This is a genomic window from Spirosoma koreense, assembly GCF_054777875.1.
This window is the reverse complement of sequence record NZ_BAAHAC010000013.1, coordinates 125,376-148,006: the sequence shown is the minus strand read 5'-3', so window position 1 is coordinate 148,006 and position 22,631 is coordinate 125,376. Positions and strand designations below refer to the sequence as shown.

Sequence of the window (22,631 nt, the reverse complement as noted above, 5' to 3'; positions counted from 1 at the left end):
GAGGACACATAAAGGTAGTTTGTAGTGGCGAAATTGGTTTTAACAATACAGAAACCTAGTTTCGCCAATACAGGTAAACATAATGCCACTTATAGAACAGCGAAACTAGCTTATATATCCGAAGTCTTTTAGCTGCTGGACTGGATGCTCAAGCTGAATAGTACGACCACCCATGTTTAAGAAATAGATTTTGTCGCTAATCGTCAGCACATCCTGATAATAGTGATCTGTAATCAGAATCCCCTTTCTACTTTTCAGAGATACTAGCCAAGTCTTTAGCGTTTCAATGTGTACAGGCATTACGTTTGAAAACGGCTCGTCCAGGATAACGAATGGCGCTGGACTGGTAAGTACCATAACGGTTTCTACCAAGCGTTGCTGGCCACCGGACAGATGCTTAAAACAGTAGGAGCCTAACTCGTTTAACTCAGGGAGATAGACGCTAGCCTCTGGTAAATCGGATTGATAAAGATCTAAAGCTTGTCGGACTGTCAAATGACTAGGGACAAAGTGTTTCTGGGGTAGATAAGCCAGTACTCCTCGATGCTGGTATAACTTGCTGACATAAATGCCATCGATGCGAACGGAACTGTTTTGAGAAGACCTGCTGCCATAAATGATCTCTAACAAAGATGATTTCCCGCTGCCATTTCGGCCCAACAAGCCGACGATCTGGCCTTTATCGACTCGCAAATAGACGTTCTGTAAAATTTTATGGTTTCCATATTCTAACCAGATGCTATCGGCCTCCAGTCTGGTTACGGAAGAATGAGGCTTGCTAGACAAATGCATAGACTAAATATCAGGAGGTCAATAATATACACGCCACCAGCTAATTGGATCTCAGATAGTCCAAAGTGATGATAGAAGATAAACCCTTTCCGGTTAGTTAGTCGAAAAAGGTACCAGATCAGGAGCTGAGTCAGGGTACGCAGCCAAAAAAATTTCGTAATAAAAGACATGAATTTGTCCGACCCAAGAGTAGGGTATCCCGCTATTAACCACATCATTAGAGATGTAGCTAACGTCAACGGGCACATCTGTCTGTACAAGATCAAGAGGACACGAAGTGGTAGCATTTGGGAAATATAGACCCTTTGACCACAGGTAGGAAAAAATTAAGAAGCTTTAACGCTGAAAGCAGTAGGTCAAAACTGTATTATTCCTATTCACTCGATTTAACTATATCGGGATATACTCTTAAAGAAATTCATTAACATAATCTGAGTTTTAGAACAGACCTAAATTAAATACCAATAGTTAAGTCGTGTACCTTGTCTGATTAATTGTATTTATTTGAGTTTAGAGAAACGTAATTCATCAACTATTTCCTCCAGCCTGGTTTTGTTTATTTCACCATTTAAGTAAGGGTTGGCCAGTTCGAAAATCAAATTCTCCATTTGGCTATCTTCAAATTCTATATCATCCCGAGCTTCTAAGATATTAGCCCAATCTTCTAATTGGATAAACGATACTTCACCACTGATTGCCCTACTAAGAACTTGGGTAAGATCCTCTTTTGAGACTGTTACAAGCGGCTCATTGCTATCCCACGGGTAATAGTCAAGTTCAGTTTTCATTCTGTTCAAATCACTTTTAATTTGAATAACATCAGTTAATATAGAGGCTCGACCACGTATCATACTATTAATAAAGTGCAATTAGCTGTAGAACAGTAGGTTAGAATTATTTCGAGAACTGTTATATAACTAATTTTGTGTTAGTGAATTATTCCTGCTTTTAGAAATAATTCAAGCTTCTGCTGTTCTTAATAGAATCTATTTTCGGGATATTAGCCTAGGTACTGTTTAAGTACTACACGTTCTTTGAGCTCATCAGGCCATATCTCTATCAAATAAGTATCAGCTCCCCTATTCCCTTCGTACACGTCTGCACTACTAAGATTAGACGAATAAACTCTAACTCGATACTCACCTGGCTGTAGGTCAAGTCCTAACTCAACAATCGAATCAGGGCAATTAAGAATTTGTACTATACCTGAGCTGAGCACTAAGCTTGCTTCTACTACATGATCAAAGGTTTCAAAGCTAGATCTATTGCTCTGCTCTTTTAGAATGAGCAGAGTGGCCTTAACCTTACCGTAACTGCCAATGCCTACACCGATTATACCCGCTTCAAGAGTTAACCTTGACTCCAAATCCCAAGTATTAGTCCAGAACTCGCCTATATCTTGCGGAGACTCTTTGTCAGCAATAAAAAATTGAAAGTTGGATGTAGTAAACTCTAAATAATACTCAGACTGCATCTGTTGTATAAGTGGCATTATGATAACTCGTATGCATCGCCTAGATGCTTGAAATCCTGATTTAACCAATAAAGTGAATTTCCTATTGCTTCAACTGCCTTGGCTCGGTAAAAGGTGTAGATAAGCGATTGTTTGGTGTGGTGAAAGACTAGCCTTTGCCTCTGGCAGCATTGCTTATTTGACCAACAAGCACGGTTTTATGGGACTGCTGTATAGGCCGGCCACATTCTTGTACACTACGTCTAACTACCTGGAAACAGAAACTCACCCTAGTAAGTAAAAGTGGCTTTGGTAATGCTTCCGGTTAATTTAAAAACTAAGCATGGCTGGTAATGGCGCCAAAAGCAATCACAGAAAGCAGACCTAGTTGGGAACATAGAATAGGATGATACTCTTTTCAATTCATCTTTATAACCAATTGGCACACAGTAGTATACGAACGTAGGTAGTTTGATAGATAATTTACCGTTGGTACAAAAGGAAATAGATTCATTGCCTGGAGTTAATTAGTATTACTGGCTTCTCGAATCATTTTCATACTAAACACATCGGTTATGAATAAGACTCCTACGATTCGTTCATTGGGCTGGTTAATTGGCTTAATTCTGTTATTCTCCTGGCATGTGCAGGCCGAGAGCAACCCTCCAGGCCCCAATACCCCCATCAGTCTGACGGCTACCGCAGGCGTGCCGTTTAAGTACCAGTTACCGGCCTTACTGCCCTACATTAGCACGATTTACACCTCGCCCCAGCTACCAGGCAATGGCTTGGACGTGTCTTACGAAACATTACCCCCATCCATTGTCGGTACGCCAGACGCCACAGGGGTGATGAACCTAACCATCAATGCCAATCTTACTGTAAATGGGCAGCCTGAATCGGCCTGGATGGCGATTACTATCACGGTTCTTCCCCCTACCCCCATCAGCCTGACGGCTACCGCTGGCGTGCCGTTTACCTATGAGCTACCAGTGCTGATTCACGAAACTAATGCAGGCTACACCTCATCCCAGCTACCTGCGAATGGACTGGGGTTGTCTTATGATACCTATCCGCCTTCCATTAGCGGCACGCCCAACGCGACGGGCGTGATGAACCTGACCATCAACGCGTCGAATATCTCGAATGGGCAGGCGCATAGAGCCTGGGTGCCTATCCGCATCACTGTTATGGCTCCCACCCCCATCAGCCTAACTGCCACGGTGGGGGTGCCGTTTACATACCACATACCCGTCCTGTTGACTCCTAACAACACGTTCTACACCTCGCCCCAGCTACCCGCGAATGGATTAAGTACATCCTATTCGACCTACCCACCTTCCATCGTCGGTACGCCCCTATCCAGTGGGGTGATGAACCTGACCATTAACGCGTCGAATGGTAAGCCAGAATCGGCCTGGAAACCCATCATCATTACGGTCATTGATGCTCCCCCTGTTCCCCCTGTCCCCCCTCTCAATCTAACGGCTATTGTGGGAGTGCCCTTCCAGAAAACGATGCCTCTCTTAGTACCTCTCGATAGCTTATTTACCTATGATTTGACAGGACTACCCGCCAATGGACTGCATATTGAACTGGGCAGGCCGCCCGGCATTCAGGGGGTCCCACTGACCTCAGGGGTGATGAACTTAACCCTGGTCAACACCACCGTCAGACGTACGGCCTGGAAACCCATCATCATTACGGTCATTGATGCCCCCCCGACTCCCCCTGTTCCTCCCCTCAATCTAACGGCTATCGTGGGAGTGCCCTTTCAGAAAACGATGCCTCTCTTAGTACCTCTCGATAGCTTATTTACCTATGATTTGACAGGACTACCCGCCAATGGACTGCATATTGAACTGGGCAGGCCGCCCGGCATTCAGGGGGTCCCACTGACCTCAGGGGTGATGAACTTAACCCTGGTCAACACCACCGTCAGACGTACGGCCTGGAAACCCATCATCATTACGGTTAACCCAGCGCCAGGGAGTGCTCTGACGCTGCTGGCCCCCACTTATAACTGCACAACGGGTGCTTTTCACTTCAATACCAGCGGGGGCGATGGTAGCCCCATCACTTACTTCGCCATTGGCATCACCGGCCCCACGACCAATCCCGATCAGTTCGTCGACACCGAGCTGCGCACGGTTGCCGACGCTCAGCCCTTACACCTACAGGCCACTCAGAATGGAGTGACGGTGAGCTATATCTGGGACATTCGGGCTCAGTGCCCCGCCAGCCCCCCACCCTCGGGGAGTACCCTGTCGCTGCTGGCCCCTACCTACGACTGTGCAACAGGGGCCTTTCGGTTCAATACCAGTGGGGGAAATGGTTCACCCATCGAGTTTTTTGCCATTGGTGTTACCGGTTGGACTACGAATCCAAACCAATTTGTCGATACCGCCCTACGGACCGCTGCTGATGCTCAACCCCTGACTTTACTAGCTCGTCAGAACGGAGTGACGGTGAGCTATGTCTGGGACATTCGGGCTCAGTGCCCTGTCAGTCCTCCTCCATCGGGGAGTACCCTGACACTGCTGGCACCCACCTACAACTGTGCCACGGGGGCTTTTCACTTCAATACCAGCGGAGGGGATGGCAGCCCTATCACCTACTTCGCCTTTGGCATCACCAGCCCCACGACTAATCCTGACCAGTTTGTCGATACCGAGCTGCGCACGGTCAACGATGTACAACCGTTTCTGCTCCACGCCACCCAGAACGGCACATCCGTCACCTACCTCTGGAACCTGAAAGCCGCTTGTGGCCGGGCTCGGCTTAGTGCCCCTGAACCAGAGCGTAGCTTGCGTGTGAAGTTACTAGGCAATCCCGTCGTGGGCGACAGGGTGCACATTGAAGTGAGCGGAGCGGAAGACCAGCCCCTAGTAGTGACGTTGATCAACCAGCAGGGGCGCCCCGTTAGCGAGGCACGGATTGTGAAGGCGACGGCCGTTGAGCGACTTGAGCTAAAGCTGAGCCGTTCGGCTGGGGTGCATCTGCTTCAAGTGAGCACTCTTGATCAAACGAAAGTGGTGCGGGTGGTAAAGGCTGACTAATTTAGACAGTCTAGTTTAGGAGAAAATACCAAAGCCCGGATCGTTCTGATTCGGGCTTTTTGGTAGAGCCCCCAGCATAGGGGACATATAACTTACCGTTTCGACTGGAGTTTTGTGGGTTATTTCGGGCCGACGCTCTTCACGGCGGCCATCCCCGTGTGCTCGGTCTCCGACACGTCTCAGGCAGCCTCGATTCACACCATACCGGTGTGGCTGTTTCACGGCTCGGCCGACAGCGTCAACCGATCGGCATACTCCCGGCTAATGGTAGCGGCACTGCGCCAGTATAGAGAGAGTCCTATGTATACCGAATACCCTGGAGCTGGCCACAACATTGTCCAGCCGGCTTATGCAGAAGGGGGTCTATATGATTGGCTGTTTCGCCAGCACAAACGGTAAAAGGATTATCAGGTCTAAGGGCTCGACTGGTTCCGAAGGAAGCAGAAAAATCAGGTCTCCGGCATGGCTACCAGAAAATAAGAAAGAAAATGAGCGTTTTCTTGAGAATAGTAAAAAGGGAAATATTTGATATAGTATGGTTTGAACGGCTTCTCATAAATTGTATTTTGCCAATATAAGTGGTATAACTAAGAATAAGTTAATGGAATAAAATAAGAGAATTTTTCCATCAGGCGTAGCTCTTTGGCTTTATAAATGATATTTGTCGCTTCGCCAAAAGGAAATAATGATTAGAGATTTACAAACTGACATTGAGACTATCCAGGAAAATACTTCGCTGTGGAATGAAATGAATTTTGAGAGTCGACTACAGGCTTTAGACGACCTAGAATTCATCATTGATCAGCTAGAAGCTCTACTCCAACTCAGTAACCCATCTGAAGAATTGCTTGCCTTAAAGCAGTGTGCTCACCGAATAAAAAGTCAGTTAGAGGCCATTGATGAGGCCTTGTTTTCGCGGCTGCGGATAGCCATTCGACGCGGCTGTTATCAAGGTGTAGCACTGCTAGATTTGATCAATAAGTATGTTAGGAATAGCTTAATCAGTAGTCAGACGACTAATTCAGTTGTCTGTTATGATCATCTTGATGTGTTTACTAATTGTCTTTTCCCCCTTCAGGTTCTCCCTACAGCAACTCTAGAAAGAGAACCGGAAATGGTCTTTTATCAGAAAACGCCGACTCGAATTATTCTCGAGTTGGTAGCGAAAGCTAACTTAACCAACCAGGACGTTTTTTATGATCTAGGATCAGGCTTAGGGCACGTTTGTGTTTTGGTGAATTTACTAACAGGAACGACTGCCAAAGGTATAGAGCTGGAGCCTGCTTATTGTGACTATTCCACCGTCTGTGCAACTGATCTCAACCTATCGAATCTCGTGTTCCTTTGTGAGGACGTTCGAACAGCTAACATGGCTGATGGTAGCGTTTTCTTCTTATTCACCCCCTTTGAAGGTCGGCTTCTGCAAGATGTGTTAGATAAGTTACAGGTGATATCATGGAACAGACCAATCAGACTTTTCAGCTATGGGCCTTGCACCGCCCATATAGCTCAACAGAGTTGGTTAACAGGTACAGGTCAGTTAAAGGATTATCTCTACGAGATAGGCGAATTCAGAAGTTATCCCATTGATTAATACCCACAAATCTGTTTGTTGACACCGCCATTTTATTTAATGCAACCTGTTTAAAAGTGTTGTATAAGTGTCATGGCTTTTGCAAAAGTCGATCAATCTGAGATTTGTAACTCCTTAGCAGTATCACTAAAATCTCACGGAATACTACAGGGATTTATGAACAAAAAAATCGGATAATTTTAGATAAAATAAACCGCTTAAGGTGGTGCCATAGACCTGCGAGCCAAATTGAACCAGTCCGGTTAGCTCATTGCCTTGGAGTCCAGTGTTGTTCAGCTCTTTTAGACTAGTGCTGCCAGTGGTGTGTAGGGTAAACGTCTCCGTGCCATCATCAAGCCAAAAGAGCTGACTATGACCATAGGCAATTAGCTGACCGTTGATTTCTGCATAGTGTGGGGTAGCTGAAAAACTATAACGAGCCACAGTCTGCCAGGTTAAGCCACCATCCAGCGACCGAATCAAACTGCCCTGATTATCGCCCCCATACAGATGGCCACGGTAATAAAAATACGTACTGGGTATCAAAGGTGGGGTATTGATCTGCTTTAGCGTACCATCTTTATTAATAAGAGTCATGCCTTTTCCTTGGTAGGGGGAGTAGGCGCTGGCCACAAAATGATCGCCAACGGCGATAGAGTACCAAGTTTGTAGGTTTGCCAGTAAATTGGGTTGATAGCTGTTGAGCATTTGCTCAGGATAGCCCACAGAACTTGAATAACTGGCGAAATACCTGGCACTATCTTTACGCCTAACCAGGCAAGTACTCGTATTTGTATAGGAGGAGTGGATAAGTAATGTCTGCGTTGATTCGTTCATGGAGCCAAATGGGGTCGCTACCAAACTTAACCCTGGGTATAAACCAGTAAACTCTTGGCTAGGCATCAAGTCGTTAAAATATAATGAACTAGCTGATCCAGAATAATAACTCGTCATTGGCAGCGAGTCTCCGATGAGCGATAAGCCCACCATCCCTCCATCTGAGCGGATATTGGCATACAGATGATCGCTTATCACGGGCGTAGAAGTTGATTCTCCAACGAAGGATGCTTGACCTCTAGTACCATATCGACCAATCGTAGGGCCAAACTCACTGGGTTTCACAAACGAACTATCGCCCGCATCCATTTGGAAAAAGCCATTAATTCCTGCAATAACCAGCCGTTTTGCATTCGCATGAGTGGCAATGAGAATTTTGTTGCTTAGGACTAAATCGGGATGGATTTACCAGGAGGGGAGCGCTGTTGCTGTTGTGTCGGCAGGCCTAACGGGAGTCGGTTCGACGTGCTTACAAGCATTTAGGTAAATGCCCATAATGCTAAGTGCCCATAGTATTATGGCTCTTTTCATGGGTGCTACTCGTGGATAAAAAATGGCTTTTCTTACTGCTGGACAAAAATAGATGCTTACTTAATCGTATGTATCAATCAAGTCATTGGATCTGGTTCAATTTACCATCGACCATCTAGATTCAGAAACCAATTTGAAGGCCATTAAGCAATTGATTCAATTGGTTCAAAATACGCTCCCACCTAAGACGAGGGGTTTCTTATGGTCCGTCCGTAAATGGGGCATATCGTGAGACCAGCTCTGCTACTCTAATCTAAATTGATACACGTATCATCAGTGCGATTCGATAATGCCGAATCGCACTTGTCTTATAGCTATTGATTGGGGACAAGCTTGTTCAGTCACCATTATGAAAGCAGATAGCAGCATCGCTCATAAGGCTACCCATTAGCTTTTGGCGTAAACTTGATTGAGAAACTGCCCGACTGTAGTGGGCTTTCGGCCCAAAAAATTCGCCAAGGTAGGGTCGTCTACATCCATTGTGCTTTGTGATAAGGCCAAAGCCCACATAATAAACATACCGATGTATGAATCAGGTATACCCACGCTTTTTAACGTCGATTCAAATTCACTAAACGAGGGCGATTGGAAGGTGACGTCTTTTCCCAAAACATTAGCTAACTCACCAGCGATGTCATAAAAGGAAGCCGAGGTTGTATTGGTTAGTAGGTATACCTGGTTGAGATGACCAGCTGTAGTTAACACGTGAGCAGCAGCTTCGGCCAGTTCTTCACGCAGGACATAGCTGGCTTTGCCATCACCTGCTGGAAAGAAAATGATACCTTTCTCGGCAACCTGTGTGCCAGAAAAAACAGGTATCATTTCCAGATACATCCCATTTTGAAGAATGGTATAAGCCATCCCGCTGTTCTTAAGAAAGGTCTCCGAATCAACGTGTGATTGTTGAAAGGTAGCGATTGCGGACTGCTTAAAGCCCGGTTTTCTGACGAACGAGGTATAAATCAGATGCTTAACTTTAGCCTCTTTTGCCGCTTTGATCACATTGATGTGATGAGCGGTTCTGTTTTCGACAGCCTGACGGTCATTACTCGACACCAGTAATAACTTGTCTACGTTCTTAAAGGCTTGCACGAGTGAGTGGTGATCGGCGTAATCGCCCAGTCGAATGGCAATGCCTTTCTCTCGAAGCCCTTTGGCTTTGGCTGCGTCTCGAACTAATGCGGCAATATCTGAAGGATTAACTCCTTTTTGTAGTAAATGGTCAATGGCCTTAGCCCCAAATTGACCGGTTGCGCCTGTAACTAAAATCATGGTTCATTTATTTATTGACGTGCAAAAGTAGAGTTAGCACTATATTAAATATACTTTGTACTTATAAATTAGCAGTATACTTTTGTATATCGAGATAATTAAGTCATTAATTATGAGCAACTTTAAAGAGTATATAGGAGCGGAGAATGGCCAGAAGTGCCCCAAAAGCTACATCCTGGCTTTGACCGACACGGTGAACGTTATTCATGGGAAGTGGAAGCTACCCATCATTGCCTCGTTGTTGCGGGGAGTGAATCGGTTTACCGATTTGCTGGCTAGTACCGAAAAAATAACGCCCCGAATGCTATCAAAAGAGCTTAAAGAATTGGAAGTTAACGGGATTGTAGATCGGATCGTGTATAATCAGACGCCTGTCTTGATTGAATACCGGCTAACCGAATCGGGCCGAGACATTGCAACGGTGATCGATTCAATGATAGACTGGGGAATGCTTCACCGATCACACCTTATCCCTATAAATTCGTGAAATGACTCACTGGAGTTTTTTATCTCAAATAATGCTCCCTAATGAGACAAAGATGTCTTCAAGTATCGGTTTCAATAACTGGGCATTTCAAGAGAAAGCTTACTTTTCATAACTGGCAATTGATACCCCTGGCCTATAAATCGACTGACACATCCTTAGTTAGTCTACCACCCAGAAAAGAATCCATTATTATATTCCAATGAAGTATAATAATGGATTCTTTTAATATTAGAAGGGGTTTCGGGCAATTAAACGCTTCTGCCCTGGATTAACCGAAAAACGATAGCAATGACCGCAATAACTAACAGAATGTGAATAAGTCCGCTACCGGCAATGCCCGCGCCTAAAACACCTAAAAAGCCTAGAAGCCAAATGATAATCAATACCACGGCGACGATATACAGAAGATTGCCCAGATGGAGATTATTAGTGAAAGTAGGTGAATTGTCTAGTAGAACTCCGCTACTACAAATAGGTTATTTAATCTAATTGAATGGTAAAAATGGGGAATGGATAACACTTACTATTTCGTTTCTTTCAGGAGACTGCTCGTTACCGCTCGCTCAAATTACTTGAACATAGTGTGCTATGTCAGGTTTTGTTTGTAACCGACTAGGGTTTACTAGTTGGTTTACACAACAAAACCAAATCATTCCAATGACGACTCAACCAAGTAATACCAGCTTTAACGACTCATCATCAATCGACTCTTCAAGGCTGATGACGGCTATTTTTACGGATCGTGATGCGGCCGAAACTGCTTACGACGCCTTGTTAGCGCATGGCTTTTCGAAAGATGATGTGAATATCGTCATGACCGATGAGACTCGTAAGCAGCATTTTGATCATAGCGACACTGAAGACTCTGCCTTAACAGATAAAGCGATGGAAGGGGCTGGTAAAGGCTCGGCCATTGGGGGTACAGTGGGAGCGGTAGCAGCGGCTATTGCGGCAATAGGTACGACATTGGCTTTGCCAGGCCTAGGTTTACTGATTGCGGGTCCGTTGGCGGCTGGCTTAGCGGGTGCAGGAGCGGGTGGCCTGGCGGGTGGCTTGATTGGTGCTTTGGTGAATTCGGGTATACCTGAAGAAACGGCGAAAGCCTATGAATCGGGTCTAAAAAGCGGTGGTATTGTTGTGGGGGTTCACCCTCGGAATGAAGCTGATAAAACGTATTTGACTCAGCAGGGCTTTCACTAAGGCCAGACTAGGGGCAGGGCATTAATTGCTGACGAGCCCCCATCCGCCGATAGCCGATTAGCGGGAACGCCTTTTATAAAGACATTGCCCAGTCCTGATCAGGACTGGGCAATGTCTTTATGTGCTTACCTAACAGAGCTTAAACTAAAAGAGGAAGATCCGAGTGCTGAACAGGGACCGGCCTTAAAATAAGCGATTAGTAAGGCAAATACTTAGCGTTCACCTGTTGAGCGATGAATAGAATCTGGACCCAGACGCTTAAAAACTGCTAACATTTAATCGACCTCCGGTTAAGCATTTACCTGCCAGGGAGGGGGTAGCCACCGCACTACTTAAAATCGCCCCTTTTATGGTGGCCGCTGAAGCCCCACTATAGGTAGAAGCATATAAGGCGGCTCCACCCGTAACGTGAGGAGTGGCCATTGAGGTACCACTATAGGACCCGTAGGCAGAAATGACCTTTCCTTTACTACTAGCGGGTAGGGTGGAATAAATGGCAAAACCGGGTGCGCCTATATCAACCTGGGTCGCGGCATAATTTGAAAAGCTGGATAAAGAAGGATCATTTGAGTTGATTCAAGACGATACGAACCGCCACGGGTAGACTCCACAGCAGCGGAAAGCCCACGACTAGCATGGCCCAATGCGAGTGATGGGACCGCCACAGCCAGTAGCCAGCTAAAGCCGGTAAGCCCATAAACAGCACCCCCAAGCCCAAGAACCAGCTTCCAGGCCAGTCCTTGATAACCAGCCCCAGCAAGAGTAAGGCTGCCACGGCATCCAGGCCTATGCCGATCCAGAAGAGTCGTTCTACCATTTGTATCTACTGTTTGAGGCAAACTAGAGAAATAGATTGGGCCTGTCCTAACGTCATTAAATAACGAGTAGCTAAAGGGCAATAAGTAACGGAAAAACATCCTTGTCGTACGGACTATAGTCGTTGGCAGTGGATTGCTTTTTCGGCAGAATTGCGGCTGTGCTCTGCCGAGTGCATACAAAACGCTGGCTCTGATCGGGGCTGGCATTTTGTTAGTAGATGGATCAGTCGTTACTGTCTCGTCATGGTGTCGCGGAATAGAATTAATTGTCTCGCAATCGGCCCAACCTGCCCATGAAGTTTTGGCTTTTTTACTCTGCTTTTAACACGTTTGCCGGTTCAATTTGCCCCGCTCGAATGGTTTGGGATAGAACCGTCAGTAGTCCAACCAAGGCAACCAAACCAAAGCCTATGCTTACATGTATAATACCCAAATCAAGATAACTGCCCATTTCTTTTCTAAGTAAATCACCACAAAACAAGCCAGCCGGAACACCAATAAGACCGGCAATTAGGAGCAGAATGCCAAAATTCTTGGTAACTATCCACACCAGTTTTATATGGTTTGCTCCTAATATTTTTCTTATACCTAGTTCTTTCGTGCGGGTTTCTACCGAGTAACTGGCTATGCCTAAAATGCCCAAAGCAGCGATGATCATGACAATCAGGGCAGAGCCTCCAAAAATTTCCATTTCTCCACTGATTTCACCCGAATAACGATACGCTTTTAAGTTATAAAGATTGGCAGTTTTCTGAGGAAAATGGTCTTTCCATACCGATTGTATAGCCTTGGTCGCTTCCAGTTCTGTATATGGCTTTATTTTTATGGTCAAGGTGGTTATTTCATTTGGCAAATACCGATAGAGTAAAGGGAGTTGTTGGCCAATTAGCTCATTGGGTAGGATCCCAATGACTTGTACCGAAGCAGAGTCCAGCAAGAGGTTTTGTCCCACCAGGGTCTCCGATTTAGATGCCAGTAATTTTGCGGCAGCTTCATTGACCAACACATATTGCTCCGTACTTTGGGGCATGTTTTCAGGAAAATTTTGCCCAGCTAGTAAGCGGATACCTTCTGTTTTAATGGTTCGTGGGTCAATACTTACGTAATTTATTTCCAGCGTTTTATCGTTGAGCGTTACAGAATCCTTACCCATTTTAATGGGCTCATAGTACCAGTTCGTGGCCAACGTCGTTTCTACCTGACTTAACCCACTTATTTCGTTTTGCAGGTTTTGATAGTGTTCACCTTTTAAATCTAATGTCAGAACATTGGATGGCACGGTTGAGCTGATGATCGCCTTGTTTTTTCGATCATAATCGGCTATTATGACAACCAATATCATAAACAGAATGGTCACAGAAAATTGAACGACAATCAACGCTTTGTAAACAGCAACACCCCGGAACAGCTTTATATTCTTCATTTTACGCAAAACCTGTATGGGCTGAAACGCTGACAATAGCCAGGACGGAAGTGCTCCTGCCACTAAGCCGGTGATAAGGGCATAGGTTACCAAGCCTACTACTAAGGCTATATCCCAGGAGAATGTCACATCATCCATATCGGGTATATAGTGGGCTAAAATAGTAACACATGGCACTGTAAAGGCCAAAGCAAACAGCGCAACAAGGGTCGATTCCATTAAAAATTGACCGATAACCTGTCCTCTTGTTGCACCTATGGTTTTGCGAACTCCTACTTCTTGCGCTCGGGAGAACGCACGCGCCAATGCCAAACTGATATAATTGAAAGCAGCTAAAAGGGTTAACGATAGAATGATGAATAGCTGCGTTTTTACGTCTTCCCAACTAGTGCCCGCATTGGGGTTATTTTTAATAGCAATTTTTCCAGGGGTAATATCTTCGAGGGGTTGTGCCAAAAATTGAAGATTGCTCTTATCCAATTTCCGAGTATAGTTCTGGAGTGTTGCATTAAGTTGCTCCAAATTACCGTCTGATTCTAAACGAGCATAAATGGCTGAACTCTTGAAACCTCCCCAATCTTGTGAGTTACCAGGGATTGCTCCTTTTTTTTCAAGTAGTTCAGCAGCACGAATTGATAACATGGCCTCAATGGGCAGATGTGTTGCTAAAGGCGGGTCCTGGATTATTCCCCCAACGGTATAATAGCCTAAATTTTCAACTTGAACCGTATTTCCTAAGACATTGGCGCTGCCAAATAGTTTCTCTGCTGTTTTTTGGGTTAAAAAAATCGTGGTGGAATTATTGGCCAGGCTTTGTGCAGTACCTGACAACAAGTGAAAGCCAAACACATCAAAAAAAGAAGGCTCTGAAAATTTCAGGTCAATCGGTACATCACCCTTGTCGGTTTGCAGGTTATGTTTTCCTGCCAGACGTACTTTAACCGTTTTTTGGACAAAGGAGACGCTGTCCAGTTGACTCACCAAGGGCAATGGAGCGGTTGCCCAGTTGGTTTTTTCCCCCTCCTTTGTTTCCTGGGTGAGTATGCGTACGATTTGATTTAATTTGGGATGAAAATGGTCTGTATCAAAAGTGGCTTTCAGGCCTGTAAACAGAATAACGCCCACCGCCATGCTCAGGGACAAGCTCAGTATATTGACTACTGAGAAAAGTTTGTTTTTCCAAAGGTTGCGCCAGGCGATTTTGAGATAGTTGCGAATCATATCCGGATTGATTAGGGATGGCGAGAAGTGTTCAGGGGTAAAGTAAGGGCGGGTGGTAGCCCCTCGCTTTGGGAAGAAATTCGTTTGCCGGTTGGCCAGGCTGGCCACTCGACGCCGTAGGTAATAGGGCCGAATGACCTTCAGTGCTTCCAGGCCATACCACCAACGAGCCCGGCGGGGACCGACCTGGTCAACCCGCTCGGCAAACTGCTCCTGCAGATCCCCCTGCAACTCTTCCAGCAGATCCGTGGGCGTCAACCAGCTCAGCAGGCGATCGGCCCATCGGGGCGGCTGCCCGGAGTGGGGCGTTGGGTTGGGCAAAGGCTTGTTCATGGCTTACGAAAAGAAAGGGGTGGGTAAGGCCTCCCAAAATCCCATTCGGAGTTGACGCATCTCCCGCAACACTTGCTGACCCGCGGCCGTCAGGGTAAATAGTCGTTTGCGTCGTCCGCCCCGGGCCAGGGTAGCTCCGCCAAGCTCCGAGCCAACGAGGCCTTTTTCCTCCAGTCGATACAAGACCACATGTACTCCCGTGACAGAAGTGGTTCGCTGGGTTCGTTGCTGGAGTTCATCGGCAATGGTGACGCCATAAGCCCCCGTGGGTTGGCCTTGCAGGAGGGCCACGGCGAGTAAGACCAACTCTTCAAACTCGCCCAGATAGGTTCGACTCATAGCAAGTGGACTAAAAGGTAGATTTCTTTAGTACTTGTTGAACAAATAGAGTGCCAGCTTTATAAGCTGCTAATTTTCAGCCGTATAAATTTATACGTAGTATATAGTTGTCCGGGACCGTACAAAAGTGTCCGATACTAGGTAAGCCTGGGCCATTAATTTGATATCCGATTTGCACATGAGAACGTCCTCTTAAATGGCTCACACTTGAGACGAGGGAATACAAAAATTCGGGCGTTCTAAAGAACCACTTCCTCAGCATTAACCGCCTAACCTTATGCGATAGTCATAGGGGAAACGCCCAGGAAATAAGCAGCATTTTCCAGGTTCGGGTTTGAATGGGTTGTTAAAGGGTAAGTATACTTGGTTGGCGGTTATCACACTCTAACTAAGACACGCTTACCATACAGAAAGGACCACTTATTGAGTTGAACTAGTGAACCTCGGTGTCACCTCATAACAAAGCTCGTTCATGCATGGACGAGCTTTTTATGGTCAAAATTCAACGGATCCTTCCTGACGTTCTACCGCTCTGGAAAAGAACGAACCGTTCACGAAAGATTTCGCGGTTTGCCTCGCCTAACGTCGCAAGTTCGGTTTCGTATTCCTTCAGCAGGAACTGACTCCTGCTGAAGGAATACGAAACCGAACTAATGACAACCATTTAATTTGACGTTTTATGAAACCGCTGTATGCCTCAAAATCTTTTTCCTGTATCATTCTAGTTACGCTCTTATTGACGGGCTGCTCAAAAAAGAAGGACTCGACACCAACGCCGACAGTGGACGTATCGGGCAAGTGGGAGATGGTTGCGTTTGTGGTTGATCCCCCCTTGTCCGACGGCACCCGAGATTACCTGGCTTATCTTCGTCAGATTTTTTCCTACAACTGCTCCGACATAACCTTTTACTATAATTTTAACCGTGATCATACCTTCTCGGAAACCGACGAAAGCAAATGCATGTCGGGAAACACCACGGACGAATTAGTTACCGGGAAGTGGGCCGTAACGGGGACCAAACTGACCTTGACATCCGATGCAGGTACAGCCCAGGATATTGATATTGACTATCACCCAGGCGGAACGGGTAATTACACCCAACTAATCCTAACCTGGACCAATGCCGGCCAAAGCTTTAAAGTGACGTTAAATAAGGTGTAAATGGACCGTCTTTACTTGGGTAAAGGCACTCTTGCCACTCCTGCCCGTCAGGCTTTTGCCCGTTGACATTACATAGGCCGACCCAGACCTGGTTGTAATCAAATCGTCCTTTCTGCCGATACAGGAACAAAATTGCTTTTTAAGCTTATTTTAATGACTCATTTCCCCGCCCTGATCCTGCTTTATTTCGTTTCGCTCAGCCTACCCACCGCAAAATCGTTAAGCATCTCATAATCAATGCATTAACTACTAACCTATCTAGGAAGATTTTCTTATCGGACTCGCTGGTTGCTTACCTAAATGCCTACCGTATATCTACCCATCCAACCTGGTTCACATAATTAACACGAAAGCGGAACCTATAAACAAACTTCTTCACGTTGCGTTCTATGGCATACTTTCTCAAACTCTAACGGTATGAAAACACTATTCATGGTAACAGCGGCTACCCTGCTATTGGGTGGCTGTGCTTCCGTCGAGGAAAATCTCCAGCCCCAGGCGGTTCATTCAGGAGCCAAGACGGCTCCGCTTATCCCCAACCTCGAAGACTGGGGTGGCGTAACGCTACAGCCCGTGTATGGGTATGCCCCTCCCCCACAGCCTGCCCCTGTACTTTATTACCAAACTTCCTGGGTAGGCATTCCCATTAAGCTTACCAACATGAGTTATGAATTAACTGCCGGCTACGGTGTTGCCTGGGGGGATGTGGCCAACTATCAGGATTTGCACGATATGGGTGTCGATTTCGAAAGTGTAGGCACCGATGGCATGTTCAGCATGGTGCAATTGAATACCGGTGATAGTTATGGCATCAATGCCGTGGGCCGGGTGGAGTATGATGCCAACAACGTGTTAGGCCAGATTGACTGGTATCCTGATCCGGCTGAGTATTATTCAAAGCCTGACCCGGACCTGCGAAGTAAGTTTATTGAGGCCCTGAACACCCTGAAAGATTACTACCAAGGTCAGCAGGAATCAACTGAATTTGTGACTGAGGCCAATAAGATGCTGACCAACCTGACCAATAATGTCCCTCAGAACTCCGTGATGAGTGGCTACACGGACAATTCCTGGCTGATAGTGGGCCGGGTCGTCAAGAAGCCCGATGGTGGGTTTGGCATCGTTCCCCCTATGTGGATTCCTCCCCAATAACGACATCGAGCGCCCGTTTAACCGGGCAAATCAACGGGCAACATCACGTCTGGTTGCATTAAAAAGTGACTTCAGCCCCAGGTTCTCTATCGTTCGAGTCACTTCTTGCTGACACTCATGAGCCGAACTCCTTATTTTCGAAATCAGCTAGTTACTAAAGAGCACGTACATACTTTTTAGTCAAACGCAATGGCCAGGCCGTTTACCAACTGATCGGCCTGGCTATTGCGTTTGACTTGATACCAAAGCAAAAGCCCCGGCTTATTAGCAAAGGCTAACGTCACGAAGGTAAAAAACGCAATTGAGCGAATGGGTCATTGCTGAAAAGAATCCACCTTATCGGCATCGGTGTTGTTGTCGTAGGCCGCTTCGGTAAAACCTATCGGCAGCACCGTCCAACTGACCGTGAGCACGCCCGTCGTGGCCCTGGGTGGCAGTGTGCCGGCCAGCCCAAAACTCAGAACATCACCGGCCGCTACGCTCAGACGGCATTGATGGCCAAAACGCTGGCGGCAGGCTGAACTAATTTTCAGGATGCCTCATTCAGCCAGGCGACAACCAGCTTCTGTTCTGCTGATCAACTGGAATTATTTATCGGCTAGTGTAGGTTGGCCAGGCAACGGTCGAGTCAACTCCAGCCATAAAGTCATACCAGGCAGTAGTAGCCATCGGGTTGGCGATCGATGAGGTAGTGACGAGCGTAGCTTTGTGTTGACTTCGATAGGGCTGGCCCACCCAAAAGCGACCTTCTTTGCCTATTTTACCCGTAAAATATCCTGCCAATCTGTTGTATAGCAGGGCGATAGATACTGCCGCTTGTGATGCCAGGAAGGGTCAAACCCCGCTCCAGCGACTCGTACCTTGTCCCGCCCGTACCGATGGTTCAGTTTATCCACCACTTTTGACAGCTGCACCATCCGTCGATCGGGACCACTGGTGAATAGATCCTGTTGCTGAAAATCGTCCGGTACCAGGTTCGATAGAATCACCCCGACTTTCTGGAATTCATACCCGAACGCGAAGATCGCCTTTAGTGCTGCCTGGGCGTAACCAACTAATTCAGTTGTGCTGCTGGTCGGGTGCGGTAACTCGACCGTTCGGCTGTTGTAATACTGTTTGATCGGCTCTCCATTCGGTGATTTCTTGTATCGGTTCGTATGAATGAAGACGGTCAATGTGCCGGCAGCGGAATGCTGCTTCCGTAGCTTCTCGGCTGCCCGGCTGACATGCGTCGTCAGTGCTTCCATGGTTGTGGCCAGATCGGGGATCAGTTTGCCGAAGCTTGGCGCTGTGCAGATGGCTTTTTTCGGTTGGGGTTCCAGCTCCAGCAATTTGCAAGGCATGCCGCGCAACTCGTACGCCAGACGGAGGCCGTTCACGGTCAATTTCTTATTGATCCAGTCGTCGGGCAGATCACGGAATTGGGCAGCCGTGCGGATGCCGTTGCGTTTCAACATACCCGCATATCGCCAGCCGATCCCCCACAGATCTGCCACATCGAAATCCGTAAGCAACTCCTGAATCTTTGCATCCGTATCGACGAGTAAAACCCCGCCATGTTCAGGTTGCCGTTTGGCATACCAGTTAGCAACTTTACACAGAGTTTTGGTTGGAGCGATGCCAACGGACACCGGTATACGTGTCCATTGTTTAATCTTCTGACGAACTGTTTGGGCGAACTCGGTTAGATTTGGGTATACGCTATGGTAGCCGGTCAGGTTGAGGAATGCTTCGTCAATGCTGTACACTTCAATTTCTTCGACAAATCGGCCCAGCGACGCCATCACCCGCGCAGACATATCCCCGTACAGCGTATAGTTGCTACTAAACACGGCAACGTTGTGCTGCCTGATCAGCTCGTCAATCTGAAAAATCGGAACGCCCATCTTGATGTCAAGCGCCTTTGCTTCGTTACTGCGGGCGACGACACAGCCGTCGTTATTCGACAGGACAACAACAGGCCGGTTCTGTAGCGAATAGTTGAACGCGCGCTCGCAGGAGACATAAAAGTTATTACAGTCGATAAGGGCGTACATCGTGGCGGGGTGGTTTAAACAGCACATAGGTGACGACGCCGACCACATGAAACTCATCCCCATCCAGATAGTCGTCCGTTTTAGGGTGCACATAGATCGGTAAGAACCTGTCATTGGAAGAAAGCAGCACGACCATGGGCGCTCTGTCGACGTAGATTTTGGCGCAGTAATCCCCGTTGAGCCATACTACCACAATACTGCCGTCGGTAGGGTCCCGCATCGAATCGATGACCAGAATATCACCCGGGTGGATCCGGTCTCCGATCAGACTTTCCCCGGTGGCCCTGGCGAAATACGTCCCTTCAGAATCCACCTGACATAGCTCATTCAGATCGAGCCGCCGTTCGACGTAATTGTCCGCAGGGCTGGGAAACCCACAGTTGATCATGGACAGAAACAACGGAATGGCGTACCGGTTGGTCACAGTCGCCTGGACAATATCAAGGGGGTGTATTCGGTCGCTCTCTTCGATCATAGTAGTCTCCACAAACGCAGAAACCACTATATTATTACTTTGTTATATATAATACAAAAATATCTTATCAATGGAACCTCTTATAAACGAATTAAGCCAAAAGGATACTTTTGCTTAGACTGTCCGTCCATAAACACGGCCGGTAAATTACCCCTTCCCGATTGGCTATCTGGTTTGGCTTATCGCTTTACGGCGCCTATCCAGGTGTGACCCGGCCGCGCAACACCCATGGGCCGGCGCCTGAGTGAATCGGCTAAACACAGATGAGCACCTTGGATAAACGGATATCCTTCCGGTTAAACTGACGCTGCATTTCGTCGAAAACCCACTCAATAGCCTCATCCGGGTCAGCAGCAGCCACCGATACATCCCCATTGAGCCGAATAAGCTGGCCCATCCCATCCAGGACGTCAAAGACGACCCGGATCACGTGTTTCTTTGCGGTTGTCATAGTCGTTAGGATTAAAACGTCAATTGATTTGGTTAATCAGCCCTACAGGCTCATCAGCAAGGATCAGATCAACCGTAGCGGGGCAAAAATAGCAGCTTACTATTTTAGTTATATTATTTATAGCAAATTAATCGTATAAACTAGCGAATGTATACTCCCCTGGCGGCCAAAAGCCGGTACTTCATCCCGTAGATGATGGCCAATCCCAGCCAATGGCTGAGCCTTGGTCCTACGTTCTGGAGCGGTACGACTTGGGTATGGATGAGTACCTCTGTCAAAACCTGAGCGCAGAAGATTATGCATTTCACCAGGAAAGCGGAAAGCCACTAACCGATGAAGCTCACTAAAACAATGCGTTACTAATGAGTTACCGGGCAGCCGACTTCGAACGCCTTGATGACAGAACGGGCAAAGCTCCCACCGGGCGAATATGGCTGAAGGCTAACCAGCAGGTTAGCAAACAACTTATTCCAGTTTAAGCTGACGGTTCAAGTTCGTCAGGACTTCAAGCTAGTTGCTGGACCTTTCATACATAATATTCATAAGTAAGGGAATGAAAATTGTACTCAGACAGCGTATTTACTAAAAATTAACGTCGATATTGACATTAACTTTACTACTATTTTTAACGTCAATAATGACGCTAAAGACAAAGTATAACTAGCTATGAATCTATGCAATAACGAGCTGTATCATTTTCTTTTACTGACATGCCATATAGGATGATTTTATCCGCCGTTACTGTGATAAAAACTGGTGACTGATACAGGATGACATACTTAAAAGCTGCACTGAGGAAACTGTAAAACGAGTTAGCCGGAGAGTATCAGAGAGGCTATAACGGGAGATAGACAGAGCCCGATGCGCTATGATCTGCCTTTCTAAATACCCGCTCAACTACCTTGCCGAGCAACTTAGAAACCGCTGCCATATGAGGGAAAAACAAAAGCCAGACAACACGGAGTCACCTGGCTTTCTTTTCGCTCTGTGTGCAGACCTAGGGCTGCGTTTTAAGTGCATCTAGGACTACTTCGAGTGAACTATGATAGTAAAACTTGCTAGCCAGGAAATTGTTTAATCGTATAGACCATTTTTAGGCGTTATAGAAAATATAACCATCTATTTACCAATTAAGCAGATATTGACCAACGTGAAAACGCTAGCTGAAACCAATTTCAGTGCCCTGATTCGCTATCCATTTCACGACCTGTTGAAACATCAAGGCTACCGCAAGAAACGCTATAGTTTCTATCGGTCAACACAGATTGGTAAACTCATTAATATCCAGAAGAGTCAAGCCAGTACCAGGGATCAAATCAACTTTACTATCAATCTGGGTTTGTTTTCAGAATCCTATTGGCAACTCCTCTATAACTACACGGCTCAACCAGTACCCATCTTTCCCCAAGTCTCAGAGTGTGTGCTAACAAGGCGTTCAGAGTTTATTGTAGACCATTCCGACCAGTGGTACTCAATTGATCAGGAGACGGTTATGAGTGAATTAGTCGCTCAAATGGAGAATAACCTGACTCAATACATTCTGCCTTATTTAGATGCGGTGAAGACTTTGGACGATTTATTGGAAGAGCTGGGATCAGCGCGATATTTAGAACGGATAATTTTACTGGCTACTGCCAACCGAATGGCTGAAGCCCATTTAGTATTGGATCAGGCTTTAGCCGATCAAGTACAGAAAAGTTATAAAAGTATTGTACTTTCAAGAGCTAAAGATTTAGGATTGATCAAAAGTGAAAAGCTTACTAATTAGCCCTTTGGGTTAATATAAAACAGATTATACAACAGTAAAATGGTCTATTTGGAAAAAGCTTGGGGAGATTCAATTGAGGATGCTACTATAGATGATGTTAGGGTTGCTATTGATGAAATTCAGCAAATGGATGAGGAGCATGGAGCTTTCTGGATTGGATCTGATGATGGTGAAAACACTCTAGAAGTAAATAAAGACCTAAGTTTTAAGGGGTCTTTGATGGTGATCAGGAGACGCAATACAAGCTGA

The 22,631-nt window shown here is 46.4% G+C and carries 23 protein-coding genes; 10 read left to right on the top strand and 13 right to left on the bottom strand.

Annotated features, from left to right (window positions below; all coding sequences use genetic code 11):
* Window positions 1–105 precede the first annotated feature (105 nt).
* The 3 genes from ACYVC2_RS12510 to ACYVC2_RS12500 all read right to left on the bottom strand — a co-directional run bounded on the left by ACYVC2_RS12510 (window position 106) and on the right by ACYVC2_RS12500 (window position 2,284).
* A complete protein-coding gene (locus tag ACYVC2_RS12510; protein WP_461102766.1) occupies window positions 106–792 on the bottom strand; it encodes an ATP-binding cassette domain-containing protein in 687 nt (228 codons plus the stop codon).
* Between the two features lie 500 nt (window positions 793–1,292).
* Window positions 1,293–1,580: a hypothetical protein gene (locus tag ACYVC2_RS12505; RefSeq protein ID WP_461102765.1), complete on the bottom strand. Its 288-nt coding sequence runs from the start codon at window positions 1,578–1,580 to the stop codon at window positions 1,293–1,295.
* 212 nt (window positions 1,581–1,792) lie between these two features.
* The gene (locus tag ACYVC2_RS12500; protein WP_461102764.1) at window positions 1,793–2,284 is read right to left on the bottom strand and encodes a hypothetical protein; all 492 of its coding nucleotides are present in this window, start codon (window positions 2,282–2,284) and stop codon (window positions 1,793–1,795) included.
* A 536-nt stretch (window positions 2,285–2,820) separates the two neighbouring features.
* On the opposite strand from ACYVC2_RS12500, the gene ACYVC2_RS12495 reads away from it, so the two are divergent.
* The 3 genes from ACYVC2_RS12495 (at window position 2,821) to ACYVC2_RS12485 (ending at window position 6,898) form a co-directional block, all read left to right on the top strand.
* Complete coding sequence (locus ACYVC2_RS12495) at window positions 2,821–5,304, top strand: T9SS type A sorting domain-containing protein (RefSeq protein WP_461102763.1); 2,484 nt, start codon at window positions 2,821–2,823, stop codon at window positions 5,302–5,304.
* A gap of 114 nt (window positions 5,305–5,418) precedes the next feature.
* Complete coding sequence (locus ACYVC2_RS12490; RefSeq protein WP_461102762.1) at window positions 5,419–5,703, top strand: carboxylesterase family protein; 285 nt, start codon at window positions 5,419–5,421, stop codon at window positions 5,701–5,703.
* 286 nt (window positions 5,704–5,989) lie between these two features.
* Complete coding sequence (locus ACYVC2_RS12485; RefSeq protein ID WP_461102761.1) at window positions 5,990–6,898, top strand: hypothetical protein; 909 nt, start codon at window positions 5,990–5,992, stop codon at window positions 6,896–6,898.
* A 144-nt stretch (window positions 6,899–7,042) separates the two neighbouring features.
* On the opposite strand, the gene ACYVC2_RS12480 is transcribed toward ACYVC2_RS12485, so the two are convergent.
* Together ACYVC2_RS12480 and ACYVC2_RS12475 are read right to left on the bottom strand one after the other, a co-directional pair.
* Window positions 7,043–8,023: a hypothetical protein gene (locus tag ACYVC2_RS12480; protein ID WP_461102760.1), complete on the bottom strand. Its 981-nt coding sequence runs from the start codon at window positions 8,021–8,023 to the stop codon at window positions 7,043–7,045.
* Window positions 8,024–8,632: 609 nt separating this feature from the next.
* Complete coding sequence (locus tag ACYVC2_RS12475) at window positions 8,633–9,517, bottom strand: SDR family oxidoreductase (RefSeq protein WP_461102759.1); 885 nt, start codon at window positions 9,515–9,517, stop codon at window positions 8,633–8,635.
* A 112-nt stretch (window positions 9,518–9,629) separates the two neighbouring features.
* Between ACYVC2_RS12475 and ACYVC2_RS12470 the strand changes: the two genes are divergently transcribed.
* The gene (locus ACYVC2_RS12470) at window positions 9,630–10,004 is read left to right on the top strand and encodes a winged helix-turn-helix transcriptional regulator (RefSeq protein WP_461102758.1); all 375 of its coding nucleotides are present in this window, start codon (window positions 9,630–9,632) and stop codon (window positions 10,002–10,004) included.
* A gap of 248 nt (window positions 10,005–10,252) precedes the next feature.
* Here the strand turns inward: ACYVC2_RS12470 and ACYVC2_RS12465 are convergent, their stop codons facing one another.
* The gene (locus ACYVC2_RS12465) at window positions 10,253–10,420 is read right to left on the bottom strand and encodes a lmo0937 family membrane protein (RefSeq protein ID WP_461102962.1); all 168 of its coding nucleotides are present in this window, start codon (window positions 10,418–10,420) and stop codon (window positions 10,253–10,255) included.
* Window positions 10,421–10,661: 241 nt separating this feature from the next.
* Between ACYVC2_RS12465 and ACYVC2_RS12460 the strand changes: the two genes are divergently transcribed.
* Window positions 10,662–11,204, top strand: coding sequence for a hypothetical protein (locus ACYVC2_RS12460; protein ID WP_461102961.1), 543 nt, complete (start codon window positions 10,662–10,664; stop codon window positions 11,202–11,204).
* A 258-nt stretch (window positions 11,205–11,462) separates the two neighbouring features.
* Here ACYVC2_RS12460 and ACYVC2_RS12455 read toward each other — a convergent pair whose 3' ends face one another.
* The 4 genes from ACYVC2_RS12455 to ACYVC2_RS12440 form a co-directional block, all read right to left on the bottom strand.
* Window positions 11,463–11,780: a S8 family serine peptidase gene (locus ACYVC2_RS12455; RefSeq protein ID WP_461102960.1), complete on the bottom strand. Its 318-nt coding sequence runs from the start codon at window positions 11,778–11,780 to the stop codon at window positions 11,463–11,465.
* Window positions 11,767–12,021, bottom strand: a complete 255-nt coding sequence (locus ACYVC2_RS12450; protein WP_461102757.1) for a hypothetical protein — start codon at window positions 12,019–12,021, stop codon at window positions 11,767–11,769. Before ACYVC2_RS12450 ends, ACYVC2_RS12455 begins: the two co-directional genes overlap by 14 nt.
* A gap of 311 nt (window positions 12,022–12,332) precedes the next feature.
* Window positions 12,333–14,999 (bottom strand): permease prefix domain 2-containing transporter, encoded by a 2,667-nt coding sequence (locus ACYVC2_RS12445; RefSeq protein ID WP_461102756.1) that lies wholly within the window; start codon window positions 14,997–14,999, stop codon window positions 12,333–12,335.
* A gap of 3 nt (window positions 15,000–15,002) precedes the next feature.
* Window positions 15,003–15,338 carry a PadR family transcriptional regulator gene (locus tag ACYVC2_RS12440; protein ID WP_461102755.1) on the bottom strand — a complete coding sequence of 112 codons (336 nt, stop codon included), beginning with the start codon at window positions 15,336–15,338 and terminating at the stop codon, window positions 15,003–15,005.
* Between the two features lie 679 nt (window positions 15,339–16,017).
* Here ACYVC2_RS12440 and ACYVC2_RS12435 point away from each other — a divergent pair.
* A complete protein-coding gene (locus ACYVC2_RS12435; RefSeq protein ID WP_461102754.1) occupies window positions 16,018–16,500 on the top strand; it encodes a hypothetical protein in 483 nt (160 codons plus the stop codon).
* A 417-nt stretch (window positions 16,501–16,917) separates the two neighbouring features.
* Window positions 16,918–17,652, top strand: a complete 735-nt coding sequence (locus ACYVC2_RS12430; RefSeq protein WP_461102753.1) for a hypothetical protein — start codon at window positions 16,918–16,920, stop codon at window positions 17,650–17,652.
* A gap of 755 nt (window positions 17,653–18,407) precedes the next feature.
* Here the strand turns inward: ACYVC2_RS12430 and ACYVC2_RS12425 are convergent.
* The 3 genes from ACYVC2_RS12425 to ACYVC2_RS12415 form a co-directional block, all read right to left on the bottom strand.
* Window positions 18,408–19,688, bottom strand: a complete 1,281-nt coding sequence (locus ACYVC2_RS12425) for a Y-family DNA polymerase (protein ID WP_461102752.1) — start codon at window positions 19,686–19,688, stop codon at window positions 18,408–18,410.
* Complete coding sequence (locus tag ACYVC2_RS12420; RefSeq protein ID WP_461102751.1) at window positions 19,666–20,163, bottom strand: LexA family protein; 498 nt, start codon at window positions 20,161–20,163, stop codon at window positions 19,666–19,668. Before ACYVC2_RS12420 ends, ACYVC2_RS12425 begins: the two co-directional genes overlap by 23 nt.
* 253 nt (window positions 20,164–20,416) lie before the next feature.
* Window positions 20,417–20,614: a hypothetical protein gene (locus ACYVC2_RS12415; protein ID WP_461102750.1), complete on the bottom strand. Its 198-nt coding sequence runs from the start codon at window positions 20,612–20,614 to the stop codon at window positions 20,417–20,419.
* 212 nt (window positions 20,615–20,826) lie between these two features.
* Between ACYVC2_RS12415 and ACYVC2_RS12410 the strand changes: the two genes are divergently transcribed.
* The 3 genes from ACYVC2_RS12410 to ACYVC2_RS12400 all read left to right on the top strand — a co-directional run bounded on the left by ACYVC2_RS12410 (window position 20,827) and on the right by ACYVC2_RS12400 (window position 22,631).
* Entirely contained in the window at window positions 20,827–20,961 is a 135-nt protein-coding gene (locus ACYVC2_RS12410) for a hypothetical protein (protein WP_461102749.1), read from the top strand.
* Between the two features lie 803 nt (window positions 20,962–21,764).
* Window positions 21,765–22,382, top strand: coding sequence for a DUF4304 domain-containing protein (locus ACYVC2_RS12405; protein ID WP_461102748.1), 618 nt, complete (start codon window positions 21,765–21,767; stop codon window positions 22,380–22,382).
* 39 nt (window positions 22,383–22,421) lie between these two features.
* Complete coding sequence (locus ACYVC2_RS12400; RefSeq protein WP_461102747.1) at window positions 22,422–22,631, top strand: hypothetical protein; 210 nt, start codon at window positions 22,422–22,424, stop codon at window positions 22,629–22,631.